A 19,384-nucleotide genomic window follows, 5' to 3' on the forward strand; every position below is an offset into this window, starting at 1 on the left:
GATGGCAAAAGCTAGCCAGCAGGGACTCAGCGGCCGTCAAAAGGCGGCGATCCTGCTTATCACACTAGGGCCTGAAGTATCGGCACAAATATTTAAGCATCTGCGGGATGAGGAAATCGAACAGCTGACGCTGGAAATTGCGAATGTACGCAAAGTGGACAGTGGGGAAAAAGAGTCGATCATGTCCGAATTCCATCAGATCTGTCTCGCACAGGAATATATCTCGCAGGGCGGTATCAATTACGCCAAGGAGATTCTTGAGAAAGCTCTCGGCTCGGCCAAGGCGCTCGAAGTCATCAACCGCCTGACTGCAACGCTGCAGGTAAGACCTTTCGATTTTGCCCGCAAGGCAGATCCGAACCAGATTCTCAACTTCATCCAGAACGAGAATGTACAGACTATTGCACTTGTACTCTCTTATCTGCAATTTGAACAGGCGGCCTCCATTCTGTCTTCCCTGCCTCAGGAGAAGCAGGCGGAGGTAGCCAGAAGAATAGCGATTATGGACAGCACCTCTCCAGAGGTGGTCACCCAAATCGAACGTGTCCTGGAACAGAAGCTGTCTGCTACAGTCACCCAGGATTATACGAATGCAGGCGGTATCGAATCGATTGTACAGATTCTGAACGGTGTGGACCGCGGTACAGAGCGGACCATTCTGGATTCCCTGGAAATTCAGGACCCGGAGTTGGCCGAAGAAATCAAGAAGCGGATGTTCGTCTTCGAGGATATCGTCAATGTCGACAACCGCTCGATTCAGCGGATTATCAAGGATATCGACAACGCGGACTTGCAGCTTGCGCTCAAGGTGGCCAGCGAGGAAGTGCGGGATGTGATCTTCCGCAATATGTCCAAGCGTATGGCCGAGACCTTCCGCGAGGAAATGGAGTACATGGGACCTGTGCGGCTGCGTGATGTGGAAGAAGCACAGACCCGCATCGTAGGCACGATCCGCAGACTCGAAGAGTCTGGTGAAATTATCATCGCCCGTGGCGGAGGAGATGACATTATTGTCTAAGCTGATCAAGCATTCTCAATATATTCCGGTAGATGTGCTGAAGCGTCTTGAACAGGCCAGACATCATGCAGGCCTGACTGAAGAGCCGGCTCCAGAAGAGCCTCCGGGTGAAGTCCACTACCAGGACCCCGCCAGGGAGGCAGCGGAGCAGTCCCGCAAGCAAATGCTGAAGGATGCTCAGGAGTTCGCGGAGAGTCAGGTCCGCAGCGCCTCCGAGGAAGCGGAGAATATTGTGGAATCAGCACGGACTGAAGCTGAAGAATGGTGGCGCGAGCGCAGGGAACAGGATGAGCTGTTGATCGAAGCCGTCAAATCCGAGGGCTATCAGCAGGGGTATCAGGAAGGTCTGGCTCAAGCAGAGCAGGAGATGTCCCTGCGTCTTGCCGAGATGATGGAAGAAGCGCGGACCGTGCTTCAGGAAGCATACCGGGCAAGAGATGTAATTATACAGGAGGCGGAACCGTTTCTTGTAGAGCTAAGCTGCGATATTGCTGAGAAAATCGTGGACAAGCAGCTGACCGTTGAACCGAAGTTTGCGATGGATCTGATCCGTAAAAACCTGGCCCGAAAACGCGAGCAGGGGCTGATCTCACTCTGTGTGTCTCCTGCACAGTTTGCTTTTGTGAATGCGGCCCGGGAAGAGCTCTCGCTTGCTGTGGACTCACAGGCTGAGCTGCAGATTCTGCCGGATTCAACGGTCAGAGATCTGGGGTGTGTGATCCGGTCTTCCTTCGGCAGCATCGATGCCCGTGTCGATACCCAGCTTGCCGAAATTAAAAAAGAACTGCTAAGAATCGCTCTGGACTCGGATGAACACAGAAATGGGGACGACGATGCTTGACAGCAGAAGATACAAAGATCAGCTGCGTAACTTCGATCCGGTAAGGATTAATGGCAAGGTTACGCAGGTTATCGGGCTGATGGTGGAGTCGGAAGGGCCTGACGCCAGCATCGGTGATGTGTGCTATATCTATCCTGCCAAAGGAAGTAAGCCGCTTCAGGCAGAGGTTGTCGGGTTTCGTGATAACAAGGTGCTGTTAATGCCGCTTGGCGAACTGCAGGCCATCGGGCCTGGCTGTGATGTGGTGGGCACCGGCAAGCCGCTGAGCGTTCAAGTCGGCTCGGAGCTGCTCGGGAAGGTTCTCGACGGTCTGGGACAGCCGCTGGATGGTTCACTGATACCGGCCAGAATGCCGCATAGCTCTACCTTCAACATTCCGTCCAATCCGCTTAACCGCCCGCGGGTCGCCGAGCCGATCAGCATTGGAGTCCGGGCTATCGATGGACTTTTGACGATCGGCAAGGGGCAGCGCGTAGGGATTTTTGCCGGCTCGGGTGTGGGGAAGAGTACCCTGATGGGGATGATTGCCCGCAACACCTCGGCAGATGTCAATGTTATTGCGCTGATCGGTGAACGGGGCAGAGAGGTGCTTGATTTCATTGAGCGCGATCTGGGACCGGAAGGCCTTCAGCGTTCGGTAGTCATTGTGGCCACTTCCGATCAGCCTGCGCTGATCCGGATTAAGGGGGCACTGATCGCTACTACGATTGCCGAGTACTTCCGCGACCGTGGTCTGAATGTCATGCTGATGATGGACTCGGTAACACGTTATGCGATGGCGCAGCGTGAGGTAGGGCTGGCAGTCGGTGAGCCTCCGGCGATGAGAGGGTATACACCTTCTGTATTCGCCAGTCTGCCTAAGCTGCTGGAACGGGCCGGAACGGGTCCTACAGGCTCAATCACCGCGTTCTACACGGTGCTGGTTGACGGTGACGATATGAACGAGCCGATAGCAGACGCTGTACGCGGTATTTTGGACGGGCATATTGTTCTGAACCGGAATATAGCCAACAAAGGACATTTTCCGGCGATCGATGTTCTCGCAAGCATCAGCCGGGTGATGAAGGATATCGCCCCGGAGGAGCAGATTGCAGCAGCCGAGAATGTGAAGCGCCTGATGGCGGTGTATAAGGATTCCGAGGATCTGATTAACATCGGAGCCTACCAGAGGGGCTCTAACGCGCAAATCGATGAGTCGATGCATTACATCGACAGCATCTGGGATTTCACCAAGCAAAAAGTGAACGAGAAGGTAACCCTTAGCGAAGTGCAGCAGACTTTAATTTCACAGTTCTCGAGGAGTTGATTGATCATGAGATTCCATTATACTTTTCAAAAAGTGGTGGACTTGAAGGGTAACGAAAAAACACAGGCAGAGTGGATGCTCTCAAGCGCGCTCGGAGAACTGCAGGCACAGGAAAAAAGCCTTGATGAATTAATCGGCCAGCGCAGCGCGCTGATGTTGTCCCTGCAAAGTGCAGCACAGCAGAAGACACCGATGGCTAAGCTTCGCGAAATGCAGGATTACGTAGATTATCTCGACAAATGTATTGCCCGCAAGCATTCCGATATCAGCCTTGCACATGTTGAGGTTCAGAATAAGCAGGATCACCTGAGTACTAAGGTTCTGGATGAGAAGGTATGGCTTAAGGCCAAAGACAAAGCACAAACCGCATTTCTGCAGAATATGAGTTTACGGGAACAAAACGAACTGGATGAGATGGCTACCGTCCGCTTCGCGATGAAATCCCTCTAACCCGGGAGGTTTCCGCTAGTGGCAAATAATCAGATGGAACTTGAAGATGAAGGGTCGGCAGGCAAATTAGAGCGTTTTTTGTTCTTGATGATTCCAATCATTTTCACGCTTGTATTGCTTGGGGTACTGCTCACCCTATTTAATATGGATATCCGTAACAACGTGCTGGCGATTGCCAACAAAATTCCTATTATAGAGAAATGGGTGCCTGATCCGCCGCCGGACCCGGCAGCGCCAGGTGAAGCCGCAGAGAATCCGCCGGCTGAGAGCAAGGAGCAAGCCGCCAGCTCCGCGAGCACGATCAAAGAACTCAAAGCACAGCTTACCGCCCAGGAGGAGAAGCTGAAGAAGGCTGAGGAAGACAAGGCGGCGGAGACCACCAAGGCCGAAGCGCTTCAAAAGCAGGTTGAAGAGTTAAAGACTGCCGCTGAAACGGCCGCAGCCACCGAGGAAGAGGAGGATCCTTATCTGAAGAAAGTGACGGATCTGGCCAAACTCTACGCCGGGATGAAGGCCTCCAAAGCGGCACCGATTATGGAGAATTTGACTACCGATGAGATGGTTCAAATCTTCAGTGTGATGAGCAATGCGGCAAAATCGGCCATCCTGGAAAAAATGGATGCCAAAAAAGCGGCAGATGTCTCCATAAAGCTAAAAGAAACCACAAATTCAACCGATATGGCTATTGCAGCCCTGCAATCCCGGCTGAAGCAGGAGGCGGGTACCACTACTCCCAAGCCTTCCGCTAATCTGGATCAGGAGAAACTAGGCCAGACTTTCACCAGCATGCCCGCTGCGGATGCGGCAGTGCTGCTTGGCTCCATGTACAGCCTTAGTCCGGATAAGGTCATTACGGTGCTGAATACGGTCAGTGACTCGGTCCGCTCCTCGATTCTGGGGGAGATGACCAAGAAAGACAGCAAACAGACAGCCAAAATTGTCAACCGTCTGATGGGCGGGAAATAACTTTTGAAGGGAGGTGAAAAAGATGAGTATTATTCTACAAACCTTAACCGCAGGCAATCTGGCTGCTTCCGGCGGAACAACGCAGGGAACAACCGGAACGGTTAATCCGGCGACGCCATTTGCCCAGACGCTTGTGCAGAGCATGGTGGGAGTTACCGCTGTCAAAGGCACTGAGACTCCTGCAGCCGGTAATTTGGCTTCATTATTGCAGGGACTCCTGAGTGCTGTTCAGGCTAAAGGAGAAGAGGCAGGCAGCGCAGATGTCAAGCAAACGAATCTGCTGGAAGGTCTTGTGCAGGATATAGAGAAGCTGGACACCAGCCTTGCGGCTGATCCGGCGCTGATTGCAGCGCTTCAAGGCTGGCTGCTTCAAGTATCTGCTCTTGTGTCCGGCAATCCCTCTACAGGTTCACAGGATGCCTCGGCTACTGCTGCTGATACATCCATCAGCTTGTCGCCGCTTGCCAAGAACCCTGAAACCCTGCGCTTTGCCGTTCAAGATGAACTGAACAGCCTGCTTCAACAGGTTCAGACGGCAGCTGTAAGCGGGGATCAGGAGACTGCTGCCAAAGGAGCGGCGCTTCTGAATCAATTCTCGGCTATTATGGCGGAGAGTGCGCCTGTTAATCACAAGTCCATGGCTAACAAGGCTCCAGCAGTTGTGGATGCTCCAGCGGTGTCGCTTAAGCAGGCAACGGAAAGCGAGCCCAAGGTGGAAATGTATAGCAAAGCAGATTTGGCAACGGATGTCCGTAGGTTATTGGGGGCTTCAGCTAGCACTCGTTCCATGTTGGATGCAGCAGCAGCCGGTACCGCCGAAGCTGTAATTGCAGATGAGGGCTCCACTCCTGTTCTTGCAGGAATGGCAGCTTCGATGAAGAAGACCGTATCAGCCGAGGAGGCTTTGCCCGCTGGCGAAGCAGCGACCGCGGAGCCGGAGGTTGTAACGGCCGGCCAATTATCCCTGCGGCACGGAATTACTGCACCTCTCAAGGCGGAAGCCGCGCCAGTGCCGGTTCAGCAATTCGCCCAGGAGATGAACACCTTCATCAGCGGCAAGCTTGAGATTGTCAAGAAGGGTGGAGTGGCTGAAGCTACGATTACCTTATTCCCGGAGAATCTGGGACAAGTGGATGTGAAGATTTCCATGCAAAACGGTAATCTGGTGGCACAGTTCATGACCCAGCATGCCGGAACCAAGGATATGCTTGAGCAGCAGATGAGTCAGCTTCGATTGGCCTTGCAGTCCCAGGGACTTCAAGTAGAGCGCCTCGAAGTGACGCAGAACAACAGCTCCCCTCAGTCACAGTGGACCGGAGGTCAGGGTCAGCAGACAGGCGCGGGCGGACAGCAGCAAGGCAGACGTTCACGGGAACGCCAGGAAGAATCGGCAGATGCCGTGCTTGCCGCAGAGCTTAATGGAGAATGGAAGGACTGGGTGTCAGCAGCTCAGCAGGACAGTAACCAGAGCGGCGGATTCTCAACCAAGATATGATCGACAGGATAAGCGAGGTGAAATGATATGGCAACGAATCCCGTGTCTAACAGTAACGAGTGGAATTATGTAGCGAATGATAAGACACCCAAGACCACAGGCAACTCTACACTGGGCAAGGATCAGTTCTTGAAAATACTGATTACCCAGCTGCAGAACCAGGACCCGATGCAGCCGATGGAGGATAAGGAATTCATCGCACAAATGGCTCAGTTCTCATCTGTAGAGCAGCTTATGAACATATCCACCCAGCTTACAGCACTGAATCAGTCCCTTGGCTCTGTGTCAGGATTGATCGGGAAGGATATCACCTGGACGGATGCCGAGACGAAATTGCCGAAATCAGGCAATGTCGAATCGATTGTTGTCAGCAGCGGTGTGCAATATGCAGTGGTAGGCAAGGAGCGGATTGCTCTGACGGATATTACGCAAATTCAGAATGCCGGCACTACACCTGCAGCGGGCAGCGAGACACCAGCGGGTAGCGAGACACCAGCGGCCAGTGAGACTCCGGCAGCCAGCGAGACTGAAACAAGCGGCGGGGAGAGCGGGGAGACATCATGAGTGACAGAATAACTATCGGACAATTATATCCGGCAGCTGTACATCCTTCCGCCTTGCAGCGTAAGCATTCTGTTAAGGACTCATCAAGTCCTGAAGCATCGTTCGAGAGTGTGCTGCAGAAGAATATGCTGAAGTTCAGCAATCATGCAGCGAAGCGTCTGGAGCAGCGGGGAATCGAGCTTGGCAGCCGCCAGCTGGATCAGATCTCCTCTGCGGTAGACAAAGCAGCCGCTAAGGGCAGCAAAGAATCTCTGATTCTTATGAAGGATATGGCACTGATTGTAAGTGTAAAGAACCGGACAGTGGTTACAGCGATGGACGGCAATTCAATGAAAGACAATGTATTTACGCAGATTGACAGTGCGGTAATTATATCTTGACTTCGGCTGGTCCTTACTGGAGAGCCGATCGTGGCTGCCGACCGACTGACGCGGCCACCGCTCCAGCTTCATCTTTCAATTCTTAAGAGTCAGAAGACTCTATAACCGGGAGGACGATTAATAATGTTAAGATCTATGTACTCAGGGGTTTCAGGTATGCGCGGATTCCAGACTAAGCTCGATGTCATTGGTAACAATATTGCGAATGTCAATACCATCGGCTTCAAGTCAGGACGCGTGATGTTCAAGGATATTATGAGCCAGACTGTCTCTGGGGTTACAGCACCCGGAGAAGAGGGACAAGGCGGTGTCAATGCCAAGCAAATCGGTCTTGGGGTATCCATTGGTTCCGTTGACACTTTGCACACAGCTGGTAGTGCGATGACAACGAATAACCCTACAGATCTGCGAATCGATGGAGACGGATTCTTTCTGGTGAAGCTTTCGGGTGATCAGGAGGTTCCATTCCTGACCCGTGCCGGAGATTTTCATGTGGATGCGGGCCGCAATCTGATTACATCGGATGGTCTGCATGTCGTTGACTCCGGAGGCGCACCCATTCAGATCGCTGACGATGTTACGGCATTCTCCATCTCCAGTGACGGAACGATTGTGCAGACGATGGCGGACGGCACTACTGAATCCGGTGTTCAGATTGGCATGGGTAAAGTCAGCAATCCGCAGGGGCTTGAGAAAATCGGCGGCAACCTGTACCGGATGTCCTTAAATGCAAATGCTGAAGGAGCACTGGAACCGACAACTGCCAATGATCCAGAAGTGGGAACAGGTACTATTGTTACCGGCCAGCTGGAAATGTCCAATGTGGATCTGACCGGTGAGTTCACAGAAATGATTGTTACCCAGCGTGGATTCCAGGCGAATTCGCGGATTATCACCACTTCCGATGAAGTATTGCAGGAAGTAGTTAATCTGAAGCGTTAAGCCTGAACCGTAAGATGTAACTTGCTGAATAATAACGTTTTGCCTGCAGCGGAAATGTTATTGCAGTCGTGGGGGAGGAGCTCCTCCCCCTATTTAGGTTAGGAGGCCTGTCATGATTTCGGTAACAAGATTGAACGGGGCGGGGATGTGGCTGAATGCCCTGCTGGTTGAAATGGTTGAAGAATCACCGGACACGTATATTACGCTGGTAACCGGCAAAAGGCTGATCGTGCTTGAGAAGGCCGATGAAGTCATTAGCAAGATCAAGGAATATAACAGGGACATAGGCACACACGCTGCCACCATTAAAGTCCAGTCAATGGAGGAGCTTTCATGAAAAAGATGCTGCCATGGCTCATCACGATATTGCTGGCCGTTACACTTATCGTAGTCGCTGCATTCTTGCTGATGGACAGATTTTTCCCGGGTGACGGGAATGAAGTGAACAAGGCTGTCCAGAACGTGGAGACGAAGAAGATGACTGCTGATGAAATTGTTAAGATGACGGCCGAAATCCAGGATATCAAAACTAATCTCGCCGATCCCGATTACATCCTTTCAGTTGACATCGCGCTTCAATTAGATTCAGCGGCGTCCAAGGAAGAATTCGAAAAGATAAAATCGATTAAAATAACACCGCTGATTATCAAAGCGATTGCCGATGCCAAACCCGAGGAGCTGAATGGGGCCAGCGGCAAAGATCAGTTCAGCAGCAAACTGGTGAACATCATCAACAAAAACCTGACAGAAGGTTCGATTACCCAGATTGAATTCACCAAATTCATAATGGCACCAATGTAGCTGCAGGCGGGTCAATTCTTTGATGGGGGGGTGATTGAATTGGTTGATGTACTATCACAAAACGAAATTGATGCTCTGCTTGCTGCACTTTCATCCGGTGAAATGGATGCCGACGAACTTAAAAAAGAGGAAACTACTAAAAAGATCCGCTCTTATGATTTCAAACGGGCCGTACGCTTCTCCAAAGATCATATCCGCAGCTTAACCCGGATTCATGATAACTTTGCCCGCTACCTTACAACGTACTTTTCGGCCCAATTGCGCACCTTCGTGCAGATCAATGTCGTTCAAGTAGAGCAACTCCCTTATGACGAGTTTATCCGCTCCATTCCCAAAATGACGATATTGAATATTTTTGAGGCCGAGCCGCTGGAGGGCCGGATGGTGATGGAGGTGCATCCGAATATTGCTTTTGCCATGCTGGACCGTCTGCTTGGCGGCTTCGGAACGGCACCCTCCAAAATCAATGCGTTGACTGAAATCGAAACGACCATTATGGAGAGGATTTTCAGCAGATGCTTTGAAAGTCTGCAGGAAGCCTGGAAGACGGTGCTTGATATCCATCCCCGGATGGAGGCGCTGGAAACGAATCCGCAGTTTATGCAAATTGTATCGCCTAATGAAACGATTGCCCTGATCTCCCTCAGTACCAAAATAGGAGACACAACGGGGATGATCAATCTCTGTATCCCGCACGTTGTGCTGGAGCCGATTATGTCAAGACTCTCGGTGCACCAGTGGTTTGTCTCTGAGAAAAAGGTGCGGGATGAGGTAGAGCTCGAAGCCATCCGGGCAAGAGTGCACCGGGCGCAGCTTCCCATCGTGGCTGAGCTGGGCGAATCGAATTTATCCATTGCTGAATTTCTCGGGCTCAGCATCGGCGACGTGATTTCTCTTAACAAGACGGTGGATTCCGGTCTGTCGATTAAGGTGGGGGACAAGCTGAAATTCATTGGAAGTCCGGGGATGATCAAAGAACGTGTGGCTGTGCAAATAGACGAGATTGTCAGCGAAGGGGTTGAAGAGTTTGACGAGTAAAGATTATTTGTCCCAGGAAGAGATAGATGCTCTTCTTAGACAGTCTGCGGAAGGCAATTTGGCTCCTTCACCGAAGACCGTGGATGATTACTTAACACCTTTTGAACAGGATGCATTGGGAGAGATCGGCAATATCACCTTCGGAAGTGCGGCAACTGCACTCTCCACCTTGCTGGGTAAAAAGGTAGACATTACTACCCCTAAGGTATCCATTATTACACGCGGAGAGTTCGAGGAAGCCTTTCCCAAACCTCATGTAGCTGTTCACGTACAGTATGTCGACGGTTTCCAGGGAATCAATTCTCTGGTGATCAAGATCAGGGATGCACAGGTCATTGCCGACTTGATGCTCGGCGGGGAAGGAGATCCCAAAGACGAGGAACTGAACGAGATTCATATCAGTGCCGTGCAGGAAGCGATGAACCAGATGATGGGCTCGTCCGCTACCTCAATGTCAACGATCTTCAACAGATTCGTCAACATTTCTCCGCCTGGCATTGATATTCTTAACATGTCCAGCGGAGAAGGTGTAGGCAGCCTGCCGGATGATGAGACTCTGATCCAGATTTCCTTCCGCCTCAAGATCGGTGATCTGATTGATTCCACGATCATGCAACTGCTGCCTGTACAATTCGCCAAGGATATGGTGACCATGCTGCTAGGCGATGTCAGCCAGGCTGACCAGGAAGCGGCAGTCTCCTCTGCGGAAGCTACACCGCCTCCGGCTGCGGCAGCCGCACCAGCGCCTGCACCAGAACCAGCGCAGGCGCCGCCTACAGCTCAGCAGCAGATGCCTGCGCCGGAGGCGGGAGGGTACCCGCCGCAATATCCGCCGCAGGGTCAGGGCATGCCGCCTTATCCGGGAATGCCGGAAGGCGGATATTATTATCCTCCGGCAGGGATGCCGGCGTATGGAATGCAGGGCATGCCGCCTTACGGAATGCCGCCGCAAGGCACGCCCTATCCGCAGGCTCAGCCGCAGAATCCGGTACAGGGCCGTAATGTAAATGTGCAGCCTGTGCAATTTGCGAATCTAAGTGCAGGGGCTTTTGGCAATATTGACGAAAATAATTTAAATTTATTAATGGACATACCACTGAAGGTAACCGTAGAATTAGGAAGGACCCAGAAGCAGATCAAAGATATTCTGGAAATGTCGCAAGGTTCAATTATTGAACTGGACAAGCTGGCAGGTGAGCCTGTTGACATTCTGGTTAACAACAAGCTCATTGCCAAGGGGGAAGTCGTAGTTATCGACGAGAACTTCGGTGTCCGCGTTACGGATATCGTCAGCCAGTGGGACCGTATACAAAAATTACAATAAGCATACTTAGGGAGGATTTTGTAAAAATGGCTAACCGAATTCTAATCGTGGACGATGCAGCATTTATGAGAATGATGATCCGGGACATTTTGTCGAAGAACGGATTTGAGGTAGTGGGTGAAGCCCAGGACGGTTCACAGGCTATAGAGAAATTTAAGGAACTGCGCCCGGATCTGATCACGATGGATATCACCATGCCTGAAATGGACGGGATCGCCGCCCTTAAGGAGATCAAAAAAGTAGATGCCAATGCCAAAGTCATTATGTGTTCAGCCATGGGTCAGCAGGCTATGGTTATTGATGCAATCCAGGCCGGTGCCAAGGACTTTATTGTGAAGCCGTTCCAGGCAGACCGTGTCATTGAAGCCATCAATAAAACGCTGGGTATATAGGAACGAGGTATGTTATTTGCTTCCGGAACGCTCGGAGACAGTAGTAATGCCCTGCTGAATTTATTGAAGGTTGTTTTTTTTCTGGCAGTCATTGTTATTCTTATCGTGCTGCTGATCCGTTTTCTGGGACGCCGCAATCAGACTCTGATGAGCGGCCGTTCCATCCGTACGCTGGGTGCGCTGGGGCTGGGTCCGAATAAGTCGATTCAGGTCATTGAGCTGGGCGGCAGCCTCTATCTGATCGGAGTGGGCGAGGACATCACTATGATGGATAAGATCACCGATCCGGCAGAGGTGGCGCTGATTATATCCGCTTTTGAAGACCAGGCCCCAGGAACGGACAACTTCATTGCACCGCTTATCGCCAAAATCAAGTCCAAGCTGCGCGGTGAAGTGCCGTCCCAGGAAATTGAGATTCATGAGACTTCGTCTTTCTATGAGACGCTGCAATCCAAGCTTGCCCTGGCGCCAGAGCGCAAAGAGAAGCTGGAGGAACTGCGCCGGGATGAGGATCTCAGGAAAGAGTCGGAGGATTTATGAAAAAAAAGCTGATTCTTTCTTTTATGCTGCTTGGTATTTTCAGTGTGCTGCTCCTGCATCCGGTTCATGCTGACCCGATTCCTAATATCAATATCTCGGTGGGGGACAACGATGCCTCAAGCGGAGGGACAAGCTCCATTTCCATCCTGCTGCTGGTAACGGTGCTTAGCATTGCTCCTTCATTCCTGGTGCTGATGACCAGCTTCACGCGGATCGTGATCGTACTTGGGTTCGTAAGAACCTCACTGGGTACACAGCAGATGCCTCCGAATCAGGTGCTTGTAGGACTGGCTCTATTCTTAACCCTGTTCATTATGTCGCCGACGCTGGCAACCGTGAACGAGACGGCCTTACAGCCCTATATGAAGGGGACTCTGACCCAGAGTGAAGCACTGAACAAAGCGCAGGAGCCGATTAAGGAGTTTATGTTCAAGCAGACGAACACGAAGGACCTGCTGCTGTTCATGAACTATACCGGCAATAACGCTACAGTAAAGCCAGCCAGCTATAATGATATTCCTTTAACAGTAATGGTACCTGCTTTTGCAATCGGCGAGATGAAGAAGGCTTTTACCATGGGCTTTATGATTTTTATTCCTTTTCTTATTATTGATATTGTGGTGTCCAGCACCCTGATGGCCATGGGGATGATGATGCTGCCGCCGGTAATGATATCTTTGCCTTTCAAAATTATGCTCTTTGTGCTGGTGGACGGCTGGTACCTAGTAGTCAAATCACTGCTGCTGAGTTTTAACACCTGACTTATAAGAGGAGGCACATGGGATGAATGCGGAGTTTATTATCGGTCTGGCCGGCCAAGCCGTATATTTAGTGCTGGAGACCAGCGCCCCCATGCTGATTCTTGGTCTGGTGGTAGGACTGATCGTCAGTATTTTTCAAGCCACAACCCAGATTCAGGAGCAGACCCTGGCGTTTGTTCCCAAAATCGTTGCCGTACTGCTTGCTTTACTGCTGTTCGGTCCGTGGATTATAACGAAGCTGGTGGATTTCACCAGCCAAATTCTGGGCAGTCTCTATATGTATATCGGTTGAGACTATGAATATAGAAACCCTGCTGCAAAGTTTTCCTGTCTTTCTGTTGATTTTTTGTCGAATTACCGCCTTTTTTGTTGTCGTTCCTGTCTTTTCGTCGCAAAGCGTGCCGACAACATTCAAAATCGGTTTGTCTTTTTTTGTGTCCATGGTCATCTTCAGCTCAGGCAGTATGAATATTACGGTTCCGCAGGATCTGGGGTTTATCCTCCTGATTATCAGGGAGGCATTAATCGGGCTGTTGCTTGGGTTTATCGCCTACCTGATGTTTATGACGATTCAGACTGCGGGCTCTTTTATCGATATTCAGATCGGGTTCGGGATTGCGAACGTCATTGACCCGATGACCGGGGCCTCGGCGCCGATTATCGGCAACTTTAAGTATATGATTGCACTGCTGCTGTTCCTGAGCATGAATGGCCACCACTACCTGCTGGATGCTATCGTATACAGCTATAAATGGGTGCCGATAGATAATGATCTGTTCCTCAAAATGATCGGCGGAAGCTTGTCTGAGTTTCTGATCCGCACCTTTGCACAATCCTTTATGCTGGCCTTCCAAATGTCGGCTCCGCTGGTCGCTGCACTGTTCCTGACGGATGTAGGCCTGGCCTTCCTGGCGAGAACGGCTCCGCAATATAATGTGTTTGTCATCGGTGTTCCGCTCAAAATCATTATCGGTCTGGCGCTGCTTCTTATACTGATGCCGGGGCTGGCTGCGCTGTTCCAGAATCTCTTCGAGATTATGTTCGAGTCCATGCACAATCTGCTTGGCCTCATTGGGAAGAGTCCTTAGGCTACGGTAAGGAGAGATTGTCTTGGCAAAACAGGCAAGATACAAACTGAACCTTCAGCTGTTCGGGGGAGATAAGACAGAGAAGGCCACTCCGAAGAAACGGCAGGATGCCCGCAAGAAGGGGCAGGTTGCCAAAAGTGCTGAAATGTCAGGTGCAGTGGTCCTCTTCTCGGCGCTGCTGTCACTGAGCGTCTTCGGCGGCTTCATGAAAGAACGGTTTATCAAGCTGTATACAGATGTGTTCCAGAACCGGATGATGCTTGAGGTAACACCAGAGAATATCTCGGCGCTGTTCAACCAGTACGGGCTGCAGATCCTCATTCTGCTCGCTCCGCTGCTGGGCATCACCTTCCTGCTGGCGCTTGTGGCCAACTTCGCACAGGTAGGCTTTATGGCTTCAGGCGAAGGAATTACGCCTAAGTTCAGCAAGATCAACCCCATCAAAGGCTTCAAAAATATTTTTTCCATGCGTTCCGTAGTAGAGTTTCTCAAATCTGTCTTCAAGCTCATCCTGATTGCCTATCTGGTCTACAGTACGCTTTGGGGACAGAAGGAGAGCTTTGCACGCCTCTCGCATGTCGATGCGGAAGGGACATACAGCTTCGTTGCGAAGCTGACCATGAGCCTGGGCATCAAGATTGCAGCGGCTCTTTTTATAATGGCTGTACTGGACTATATCTATCAGAAATACGAGCATGAGAAGAGTCTCAAGATGTCCAAGCAGGACATCAAGGATGAGTACAAAAAGATGGAGGGCGACCCCATCATCAAAGGCAAGATCAGGGAACGTCAGCGCAGAATGGCGATGCAGCGGATGATGCAGGAGGTCCCCAAGGCCGATGTTATCATCACGAACCCGACCCACTTTGCAGTCGCCCTGAAGTATGACGGTTCCACAATGGAGGCTCCTCAGATTATAGCCAAGGGTCAGGATTATGTGGCACTCCGCATCAGGGAACTGGCCAAGGAGCATGGTGTTGTAACGATGGAGAATAAGCCGCTGGCACGGGCATTGTTCCAGAGAGCGGAGATCGGTGATGTAGTGCCGGCCGATCTGTTCCAGGCAGTTGCCGAAGTGCTGGCCTATGTATACAAGCTTAAAGGCAAGAGGAGATAAGCCGGGGGAGGTTAAGGACATTGAAAGCTAAAGATCTAACAGTTCTACTGGGCATTATCGGTATCGTGCTGATGATGATTCTGCCCATCCCTGTCTGGCTTTTGGATGTACTGTTAATTGTCAATATCTCGATAGCCCTGACCATTATATTAGTCGCTATGAATACCAGAGATCCGCTGCAGTTCTCAATATTTCCTTCACTGCTCCTGATCACAACGCTGTTCCGCTTAGCGCTGAACCTGTCAACAACCAAGCTGATTCTGGCTGATGGCCATGCCGGGGAGGTCGTAGCGACCTTCGGAAGCTGGATTGCCAGGGGACAGATCGCGATCGGGTTCATTGTCTTCCTGATCCTGGTTGTGGTTCAGTTCATTGTTATCACCAAGGGTTCTGAGCGCGTGGCCGAGGTAGGCGCCCGCTTCACACTGGATGCGATGCCCGGTAAGCAGATGAGTATTGATGCGGATCTGAATGCGGGGATGATCAATGAGCAGCAGGCACGGGAACGCCGCCGTAATGTCGAACGCGAGGCGGATTTCTTCGGAGCCATGGATGGTGCGAGTAAGTTCGTCAAAGGTGACGCCATTGCCAGTATCATCATCCTCATTATCAACCTGATCGGCGGCTTCATTATCGGTATGACCGTTCACGGTATGTCGTTCCAGACAGCACTCTCAACTTACTCTGTACTGACCATCGGTGACGGTCTGGTCAGCCAGATTCCGGCCCTGCTGATCTCCACGGCTTCCGGTCTGATCGTTACCCGGGCGGCTTCGGAAGGCAATCTGGCCGAGGATCTGACCGGACAATTGCTGTCTTATCCGAAGCTTCTATACATAGTGGCTGCGACAATTGCGTTTCTGGGTTTCTTTACCCCGATTACGATTATGTCCACGCTTCCTTTGGCAGGGCTGATGGCTTACGCGGCTTACAGTATGGGGCAGAAGGCCAGCAGGCAGCAGATTGCCGATGAACAACTGGTCGAGGAGAAGCAGATCGAAGAGGTGCGAAGTCCCGAAAGTGTCATCAATCTGCTTACGGTGGACCCGATCGAATTCGAATTTGGTTATGGTCTGATTCCTTTGGCGGATACGGGGCAGGGCGGCGATCTGCTTGACCGCATCATCATGATTCGACGGCAATGTGCGCTGGAGATGGGTCTTGTCGTGCCGGTTATTCGCATACGCGACAATATTCAACTAAAACCGAATGAATATGTCATCAAAATTAAAGGAAATAACGTTGGCGGCGGTGAATTATTACTTAATCACTATCTCGCCATGAGCCCCGGTTATGATGATGAGTCGATTAGCGGGATTGAGACTATTGAACCATCCTTTGGGCTGCCTGCCCTATGGATTGATGAGTCGGTGAAGGAGCGGGCTGAATTATCCGGTTATACCGTGGTTGACCCGCCTTCCGTTGTAGCGACACATCTGACCGAGCTGATCAAACGGTATGGACACGAATTGCTGGGCCGCCAGGAGACGAAGCAACTGGTCGACAACCTCAGGGAGAATTACCCTGTGCTGGTGGACGAGCTGATCCCTTCCATTCTTGCTGTCGGGGATATTCAGAAGGTGCTGGGCAAGCTGCTGCGGGAGAAAATATCCATCCGCGATCTGGTCACCATCTTCGAGACGCTTGCCGATTACGGCACGTATACCAAGGACCCTGACATTCTGACTGAATATGTGCGGCAATCCCTCTCCAGACAGATTACCCAGCAGTTCTCTCAGACGGGGGAGACCCTGCGTGTCATTACTGTAGGCCCCGGACTTGAGAAGAAAATTTCCGAGAGCGTGCAGCAGACGGAGCAGGGCAGCTACTTGGCGCTTGATCCGGTATCTACCCAAACCGTCTATCAGCGGCTTACGGAGCAGATCAACCGTCTCCTGCAATCCGGCCAGCAGCCGATTGTACTAACCTCTCCAACGATTCGCATGTATCTGCGCCAGGTGATTGAGCGAACCATGCAGGATATCCCGGTGCTCTCCTACAGCGAGCTGGAGCCAAACATTGAAATTCAAAGCGTCGGGGTGGTGAACTTATGAGAGTGAAGCGTTATGTGGTCGATACGATGCCTGACGCCATGCATTCGATCCGCAGCGAGCTTGGAAGCGATGCCGTTATTTTAAGCACCAAAGAAATAAAGGTTGGCGGATTCATGGGCATGTTCACAAAAAAGAAGATTGAGGTTGTGGCTGCTGTGGAGAACGGTGCAAAGGCGGCCGCGCAGGAGAAGATTCCTGCACCGCCAATGAATGTACCGCGAAATGCAGTGCCAGAGGCCTATCAGAAGGCTGCCTCAGCCGCTGCTCCTCCGCTCCCGCCGCCTGTGACGGTAAGAGATGCGGCAGCAGCCAAGTCGTTTGCCGAGATTGCCGCAGCGCTGGCTGATCCGCTGGAGCAGGGCGGAGGCGTCGCTGTGATGCCGCCTTTAGCCAAGACGGAGCCGCCGGATATCCGCACTGAGGATATTGCAGCAGGCCAGTCGTCTGTACCGCAGCCGGAGGAGAACCGGAAGAAGCTTGCAGCGATCTATGAATCGCTTGCAACAGAGCAGTCTGAACCTGAGCATACTGCTCCCACTGAAAGCGATGTTCTGCGGGAGATCCGGGATATGAAGCAGTGGATGGAACGTATCGCACGTTATTCCTCAGGGGCAGCCGAGCTGCCTGATGCGCTGGAATCCTTACGCAGCCGCCTGATTGACCAGGAGACTGACGCTGTTCTCGTAGAGGAATGGATCGGACATGTTCTGGAGCGTTACCGTGAGGAAGGAAGCAGCTGGGGGCCGGAGCAATTCGAGGCTGTGCTCAGAGAGCAGATTGATGAATTTCTGTCAGGACGCATTGCCGGCGGTATTGCCCCGGATACCCGGATTGTATATATTGCCGGGCCTACTGGGGTCGGCAAGACGACAACGATTGCCAAGCTGGCAGCGGAGCAGCTGTTCAAGCAGGGCCGCAAGGTTGGGCTGATTACCTCGGATACTTACCGGATATCGGCGGTTGAACAGCTTAGAACCTACGCTTCCATTCTCAACATGCCGCTGGAGGTTGTCCAGTCGCCGGGAGATCTGCAGCGGGCGATGTTCCGGCTGGAGAGCTGTGATCTGGTGTTAATGGACACCGCCGGACGGAATTACCGCAATGAAATGCTGGTGGCTGAACTGCAGAGCCTGCTGGCCAAGGAGCTTAAGAGCGAGACCCTGCTGGTGCTGAGCCTGACCTCGAAGAGCCGCGATATGAAAAAGATCGCGGAGCACTTCGGCAGATACCAGCTGGATAAGGTTGTATTCACGAAGCTGGATGAAACGGGGAGCTACGGCCCGCTGTTCAATGTCCTGAATGATTATCCGCTGAAGCTCTCTTATATTACCAACGGACAGAATGTTCCTGATGATCTTCTTATGGCCACAGGGGAGCAGATTGGCGGCATGCTGCTGGGAACAGGGGGCGGGTGATGGACCAGGCGCAGGCATTAAGACGGCTGGTCTCCAGCCAGGATACAAGGCAGGCTCCCGGAAGCGGTGCCTCCGCCCGGATCATCACGGTATGCAGCGGGAAGGGGGGAGTCGGAAAGTCGAATTTTACCCTTAACTTCGCGCTTGCACTGAAGGCCATGGGACGGAGAGTGCTTCTGTTCGATGCCGATATCGGCATGGCCAATATTGATGTCCTTATGGGTGTCTCCTCCAGATACAATCTGTACCACCTGCTCAAGCGGGAAGCGGATATCGGACAGATCATTCAGCTCGGACCGCAGGCGTTGCCCTTCATTGCAGGGGGCTCCGGGATGGACGAGCTGTTCACACTCTCGGAGGCGGATCTGAATTACTTTACCACACAGATTGCAAGCATTGCCGATACCATGGATTTCATCCTGTTCGACACAGGGGCGGGGCTGTCCAAGGAAACGATGAAATTCATCACTTCTGCCGATGACTGCCTGGTGGTGACCACGCCTGAGCCTACCGCAATTACAGATGCATATGCGCTGATGAAGGTTGTTCATCATTCACATCCTGAGGTTTCGTTCAGGCTGATTGTCAATCAGGCAGGGGATGAACGGGAGGCACGGGCCACCAGTGACAAAATCCGGATGGCGGCCAGCCGGTTCCTGCAGCTTGAGCTTCCCTTTCTCGGTTACATCAGCAGTGATCCGCATGTAGTACAGGCCGTTAAGAAACAAATTCCATTCTCAGTGGCTTTTCCGAACAGTATTGCAGCCAGGGATGTGCAGAGGCTTGCGCAGAGCTATCTGGCTGTGGATTCAGTAGAAACCGCTAAAGTTCAAGGCATCAAGGGATTCATCAGCAAGTGGTTGAAACGAAACAGATAATTGTTCTGAATTTG

Annotated in this window: 22 protein-coding genes; all 22 read left to right on the plus strand. The window is 51.8% G+C overall.

The window, feature by feature from the left end:
* Nucleotide 1 precedes the first annotated feature (1 nt).
* The 22 genes from fliG (at nt 2) to MHH78_RS16115 (ending at nt 19,370) form a co-directional block, all read left to right on the plus strand.
* Complete coding sequence (gene fliG / locus MHH78_RS16010; protein WP_036692485.1) at nt 2-1,018, plus strand: flagellar motor switch protein FliG; 1,017 nt, start codon at nt 2-4, stop codon at nt 1,016-1,018.
* Nucleotides 1,011-1,859, plus strand: a complete 849-nt coding sequence (locus MHH78_RS16015; RefSeq protein ID WP_076078608.1) for a FliH/SctL family protein — start codon at nt 1,011-1,013, stop codon at nt 1,857-1,859. The genes fliG and MHH78_RS16015 overlap by 8 nt, the downstream gene beginning before the upstream one ends.
* Nucleotides 1,852-3,165, plus strand: coding sequence for a flagellar protein export ATPase FliI (gene fliI / locus MHH78_RS16020; protein WP_036692488.1), 1,314 nt, complete (start codon nt 1,852-1,854; stop codon nt 3,163-3,165). The genes MHH78_RS16015 and fliI overlap by 8 nt, the downstream gene beginning before the upstream one ends.
* Before the next feature lie 6 nt (nt 3,166-3,171).
* On the plus strand, nt 3,172-3,615 hold the full coding sequence (gene fliJ / locus MHH78_RS16025; protein ID WP_076078609.1) for a flagellar export protein FliJ: 444 nt from the start codon (nt 3,172-3,174) through the stop codon (nt 3,613-3,615).
* An 18-nt stretch (nt 3,616-3,633) separates the two neighbouring features.
* Nucleotides 3,634-4,581: a MotE family protein gene (locus tag MHH78_RS16030; protein ID WP_340827273.1), complete on the plus strand. Its 948-nt coding sequence runs from the start codon at nt 3,634-3,636 to the stop codon at nt 4,579-4,581.
* Between the two features lie 22 nt (nt 4,582-4,603).
* Nucleotides 4,604-6,076 carry a flagellar hook-length control protein FliK gene (locus MHH78_RS16035; protein WP_341167989.1) on the plus strand — a complete coding sequence of 491 codons (1,473 nt, stop codon included), beginning with the start codon at nt 4,604-4,606 and terminating at the stop codon, nt 6,074-6,076.
* A 27-nt stretch (nt 6,077-6,103) separates the two neighbouring features.
* Nucleotides 6,104-6,640 carry a flagellar hook assembly protein FlgD gene (gene flgD / locus MHH78_RS16040; RefSeq protein WP_340979560.1) on the plus strand — a complete coding sequence of 179 codons (537 nt, stop codon included), beginning with the start codon at nt 6,104-6,106 and terminating at the stop codon, nt 6,638-6,640.
* Nucleotides 6,637-7,020: a TIGR02530 family flagellar biosynthesis protein gene (locus MHH78_RS16045; protein WP_341167990.1), complete on the plus strand. Its 384-nt coding sequence runs from the start codon at nt 6,637-6,639 to the stop codon at nt 7,018-7,020. Before flgD ends, MHH78_RS16045 begins: the two co-directional genes overlap by 4 nt.
* 123 nt (nt 7,021-7,143) lie before the next feature.
* A complete protein-coding gene (gene flgG / locus MHH78_RS16050) occupies nt 7,144-7,962 on the plus strand; it encodes a flagellar basal body rod protein FlgG (RefSeq protein WP_341167991.1) in 819 nt (272 codons plus the stop codon).
* Nucleotides 7,963-8,074: 112 nt separating this feature from the next.
* Complete coding sequence (locus MHH78_RS16055; RefSeq protein ID WP_036724671.1) at nt 8,075-8,299, plus strand: flagellar FlbD family protein; 225 nt, start codon at nt 8,075-8,077, stop codon at nt 8,297-8,299.
* Nucleotides 8,296-8,763, plus strand: coding sequence for a flagellar basal body-associated FliL family protein (locus MHH78_RS16060; protein WP_076078616.1), 468 nt, complete (start codon nt 8,296-8,298; stop codon nt 8,761-8,763). Before MHH78_RS16055 ends, MHH78_RS16060 begins: the two co-directional genes overlap by 4 nt.
* A 39-nt stretch (nt 8,764-8,802) precedes the next feature.
* Nucleotides 8,803-9,801, plus strand: coding sequence for a flagellar motor switch protein FliM (gene fliM, locus MHH78_RS16065; protein ID WP_036692509.1), 999 nt, complete (start codon nt 8,803-8,805; stop codon nt 9,799-9,801).
* Entirely contained in the window at nt 9,791-11,125 is a 1,335-nt protein-coding gene (gene fliY, locus MHH78_RS16070) for a flagellar motor switch phosphatase FliY (protein WP_076078618.1), read from the plus strand. The genes fliM and fliY overlap by 11 nt, the downstream gene beginning before the upstream one ends.
* Before the next feature lie 26 nt (nt 11,126-11,151).
* Nucleotides 11,152-11,517, plus strand: coding sequence for a response regulator (locus tag MHH78_RS16075; RefSeq protein WP_036692515.1), 366 nt, complete (start codon nt 11,152-11,154; stop codon nt 11,515-11,517).
* Between the two features lie 9 nt (nt 11,518-11,526).
* Nucleotides 11,527-12,057, plus strand: a complete 531-nt coding sequence (locus MHH78_RS16080; RefSeq protein ID WP_036724678.1) for a flagellar biosynthetic protein FliO — start codon at nt 11,527-11,529, stop codon at nt 12,055-12,057.
* Nucleotides 12,054-12,818, plus strand: coding sequence for a flagellar type III secretion system pore protein FliP (fliP, locus tag MHH78_RS16085; RefSeq protein ID WP_076078620.1), 765 nt, complete (start codon nt 12,054-12,056; stop codon nt 12,816-12,818). The genes MHH78_RS16080 and fliP overlap by 4 nt, the downstream gene beginning before the upstream one ends.
* A 22-nt stretch (nt 12,819-12,840) precedes the next feature.
* Nucleotides 12,841-13,110 (plus strand): flagellar biosynthesis protein FliQ, encoded by a 270-nt coding sequence (gene fliQ / locus MHH78_RS16090; protein WP_036692523.1) that lies wholly within the window; start codon nt 12,841-12,843, stop codon nt 13,108-13,110.
* 4 nt (nt 13,111-13,114) lie between these two features.
* Complete coding sequence (gene fliR, locus MHH78_RS16095; RefSeq protein WP_036724682.1) at nt 13,115-13,906, plus strand: flagellar biosynthetic protein FliR; 792 nt, start codon at nt 13,115-13,117, stop codon at nt 13,904-13,906.
* 22 nt (nt 13,907-13,928) lie between these two features.
* Nucleotides 13,929-15,023, plus strand: coding sequence for a flagellar biosynthesis protein FlhB (flhB, locus tag MHH78_RS16100; protein ID WP_083684915.1), 1,095 nt, complete (start codon nt 13,929-13,931; stop codon nt 15,021-15,023).
* Between the two features lie 20 nt (nt 15,024-15,043).
* Entirely contained in the window at nt 15,044-17,077 is a 2,034-nt protein-coding gene (gene flhA / locus MHH78_RS16105) for a flagellar biosynthesis protein FlhA (protein ID WP_036724686.1), read from the plus strand.
* Complete coding sequence (flhF, locus tag MHH78_RS16110; protein WP_341167992.1) at nt 17,074-18,492, plus strand: flagellar biosynthesis protein FlhF; 1,419 nt, start codon at nt 17,074-17,076, stop codon at nt 18,490-18,492. Before flhA ends, flhF begins: the two co-directional genes overlap by 4 nt.
* Nucleotides 18,489-19,370: a MinD/ParA family protein gene (locus tag MHH78_RS16115; protein WP_341167993.1), complete on the plus strand. Its 882-nt coding sequence runs from the start codon at nt 18,489-18,491 to the stop codon at nt 19,368-19,370. The genes flhF and MHH78_RS16115 overlap by 4 nt, the downstream gene beginning before the upstream one ends.
* The last annotated feature ends 14 nt before the right edge of the window (nt 19,371-19,384 follow it).

Origin of the sequence: Paenibacillus sp. FSL H3-0333, assembly GCF_038002805.1 — a bacterium.
GTDB lineage: Bacteria > Bacillota > Bacilli > Paenibacillales > Paenibacillaceae > Paenibacillus_AQ > Paenibacillus_AQ silagei.

Excerpts from the sequence above, each read along its gene's own strand:
- flhF (WP_341167992.1), top strand. The coding sequence starts at position 17,074 with ATGAGAGTGAAGCGTTATGTGGTCGATACGATGCCTGACGCCATGCAT.
- flgD (WP_340979560.1), top strand. The coding sequence starts at position 6,104 with ATGGCAACGAATCCCGTGTCTAACAGTAACGAGTGGAATTATGTAGCG.
- fliR (WP_036724682.1), top strand. The coding sequence starts at position 13,115 with ATGAATATAGAAACCCTGCTGCAAAGTTTTCCTGTCTTTCTGTTGATT.
- flgG (WP_341167991.1), top strand. The coding sequence starts at position 7,144 with ATGTTAAGATCTATGTACTCAGGGGTTTCAGGTATGCGCGGATTCCAG.
- MHH78_RS16035 (WP_341167989.1), top strand. The coding sequence starts at position 4,604 with ATGAGTATTATTCTACAAACCTTAACCGCAGGCAATCTGGCTGCTTCC.
- fliI (WP_036692488.1), top strand. The coding sequence starts at position 1,852 with ATGCTTGACAGCAGAAGATACAAAGATCAGCTGCGTAACTTCGATCCG.
- MHH78_RS16055 (WP_036724671.1), top strand. The coding sequence starts at position 8,075 with ATGATTTCGGTAACAAGATTGAACGGGGCGGGGATGTGGCTGAATGCC.
- fliQ (WP_036692523.1), top strand. The coding sequence starts at position 12,841 with ATGAATGCGGAGTTTATTATCGGTCTGGCCGGCCAAGCCGTATATTTA.
- MHH78_RS16045 (WP_341167990.1), top strand. The coding sequence starts at position 6,637 with ATGAGTGACAGAATAACTATCGGACAATTATATCCGGCAGCTGTACAT.
- MHH78_RS16080 (WP_036724678.1), top strand. The coding sequence starts at position 11,527 with ATGTTATTTGCTTCCGGAACGCTCGGAGACAGTAGTAATGCCCTGCTG.
- MHH78_RS16075 (WP_036692515.1), top strand. The coding sequence starts at position 11,152 with ATGGCTAACCGAATTCTAATCGTGGACGATGCAGCATTTATGAGAATG.
- fliP (WP_076078620.1), top strand. The coding sequence starts at position 12,054 with ATGAAAAAAAAGCTGATTCTTTCTTTTATGCTGCTTGGTATTTTCAGT.
- MHH78_RS16060 (WP_076078616.1), top strand. The coding sequence starts at position 8,296 with ATGAAAAAGATGCTGCCATGGCTCATCACGATATTGCTGGCCGTTACA.
- fliG (WP_036692485.1), top strand. The coding sequence starts at position 2 with ATGGCAAAAGCTAGCCAGCAGGGACTCAGCGGCCGTCAAAAGGCGGCG.
- fliJ (WP_076078609.1), top strand. The coding sequence starts at position 3,172 with ATGAGATTCCATTATACTTTTCAAAAAGTGGTGGACTTGAAGGGTAAC.